The sequence below is a fragment of the Mycobacterium sp. TH-M82 genome (assembly GCF_057473605.1).
In genome coordinates this window covers 1-2,044 of record NZ_JBYCKY010000400.1, presented here as the reverse complement: position 1 = coordinate 2,044, position 2,044 = coordinate 1, and the positions used below count along the sequence as shown (strand labels likewise).

The following is a 2,044-nucleotide window of genomic DNA, read 5'->3' as shown; positions in this document are numbered from 1 at the left end:
ACGGTGAGACGCGTCTGGACGACGCCGACCGGGTGCTCAGCGCGGCGACGGCATGGCTGTTCGGGCCGGAATCCCAGGGCCTGCCGGCCGAGTTCGCCGCGGCCGCGGACCACCGGGTGTGCATCCCGATGGCGGGCGGCGCCGAGAGTCTCAACGTCGCCGCCGCCGCCGCGATCTGCCTCTACCAGAGTGCACGGGCCTTGGGTCTGCTGTAGCAGGATCATTCGCAGCCGCGTCGATCGGTTTCGCCGATTTGCCTTGCCACCTAATGCGATATGGACAGCGGCAGCGTTGAGGCGCGAATTGTTTGCGCACGCGCCAGAAACATTTCAACCAGAGACATCCAGAAGTGGCGATAGGCTCCAATTCTCAACGACTCGGCAATGATTGCACTGCTGAGTGAGAGGAAGACGAGAAATGTCGTTTCTGAACGTGAGGCCCGAGGCGCTGACGGCGGCGGCGAACGATTTTGAGGCAATCGGATCGGCTTTGGCCGCGGCACATGCGACGGCTGCGACCGGTACCACCCAGATGGGCGCGATGGCCGCCGATGACGTGACGGCGGCAGTGCAGGCGGCGTTCGAAAGCTATGCCCGCGGCTATCAGGCCGTGAGCGCGCAGGCCGCAGCCTTTCATGCTGGGTTGGTGAGAACGCTGGGTTCTGGCGCCTTGGCGTATCTGGGCACAGAGATAGCCAACGCCGAGCAGACGATCGGCGCCGGCGTCGCCGCCGCGGGGATGGGCATCAGAGCCGACGTTGCCACTGCCGGGCAGGCGTTGGTGAGCGCGGTGAATGCACCCGCGAGGGCGCTGCTGGGACGCCCGCTGATCGGCAACGGCGGCACCACCGCGACGACGGGGGGGAGCGGCCAGGCCACCGGTGGCAGCACCGCGTCCGGTACCGGCGGTGGGACTCCGCAAGCCGGGACCGGCGGCGGGACGACCGAGCCCATCATCAAGACCGACCCGGGCGGGAAAACCGAGCCCATCATCAGGGCCGACCCCGGCGGTAAGACCGATCCCGTCGCCACGGGCGATGGCGGCACGGTCATCACTGCGGCACCCGTCACGCAAACCACGGCCGGCCAGGTCAATGCTGCGACGACGGTGGCCACGACCACGTCCGGTTCCGCCGTCGCGACAGGCACGTCCACGACAACGGGCGCGATCACGGCCCCGACAACGGTGCCTACGATCCCCAGCACTACCGGCATCACCGGAACCGTCACGACCAGCGGCACCGGCATGCCTGTCGTTCACCTGGACGCGCAAACACCGCTTGGTCCCGTGCAGGTGACCGTGACCGAGGTGGAATCGGCGAATGGGACCGTCAGCTGGACAGGATCAGTCGAGTTACCGCGACCGTTGTTGGCCGCAGTCGATGCGCTCGGCGCGCAGGCCAGCGCATCGGCGGCATACGCCAGCAGCGTCACGGCGATCGAGACCGCGGTGCAAACCGGCCACCCGCTGATGGCCGCCGAAGCGTTGGCACGTTTGCCGTACAACGTCGCGAACGGTTACTTCTACGGCCAGACATCGATCACCGAACCGCTCCCGGTGCCGCCTACGTACGACGGGACGGCATATGCAACCGTTCCGCTCGGCGGGCTGTTGGCCTCCGCGCGACCGATCACGGTCACGCTGGTGCCGTCCACCGGCGCGCCGGAGGTGGTGACGCTCACTGGTGTCGAGTTCGGTGGCCTCGCAACCGCTCTCGGGTAGCAGATCCGCCGGCCCGAGCCTGGGTCTCGAGCGTGACGCGCTGCGTGCCCCGACCTGGATGCGACGTGGGACACACGTCCAGCGAGTCCCGTTGCCTGCCTGCGCTCGCAGCACCTAACGTGGATTCAGTGGAAGTCGCGCCGCCCGATCCGGAGACGGGCGCAATGGAACAGCCGCAGCCCATCCCCGCTCCGGCCACTTTTCGACGGCTCCCCCCGGGGTCGTTGCAGAACGCCGCACAGTGGTTGCACACCACCAACCACAACCCGGAGGTGGTCGGCCTGATCCGGCGGGCCCGGCGGCGGCTGCCGGGCGATCCCGA

At 68.2% G+C, this 2,044-nt stretch carries 2 protein-coding genes and 1 pseudogene; all 3 read left to right on the top strand.

Annotated elements, in window-relative coordinates; translation table 11 throughout:
- Positions 1-215: TrmH family RNA methyltransferase (locus AC2VON_RS12420; RefSeq protein WP_486953241.1), on the top strand; the 215-nt coding region annotated here is incomplete at its 5' end.
- Between the two features lie 202 nt (positions 216-417).
- Positions 418-1,722 (top strand): PE family protein, encoded by a 1,305-nt coding sequence (locus tag AC2VON_RS12415; protein ID WP_486953240.1) that lies wholly within the window; start codon positions 418-420, stop codon positions 1,720-1,722.
- 128 nt (positions 1,723-1,850) lie between these two features.
- Positions 1,851-2,044: pseudogene (locus tag AC2VON_RS12410) on the top strand (adenylate/guanylate cyclase domain-containing protein); the annotation flags it as partial.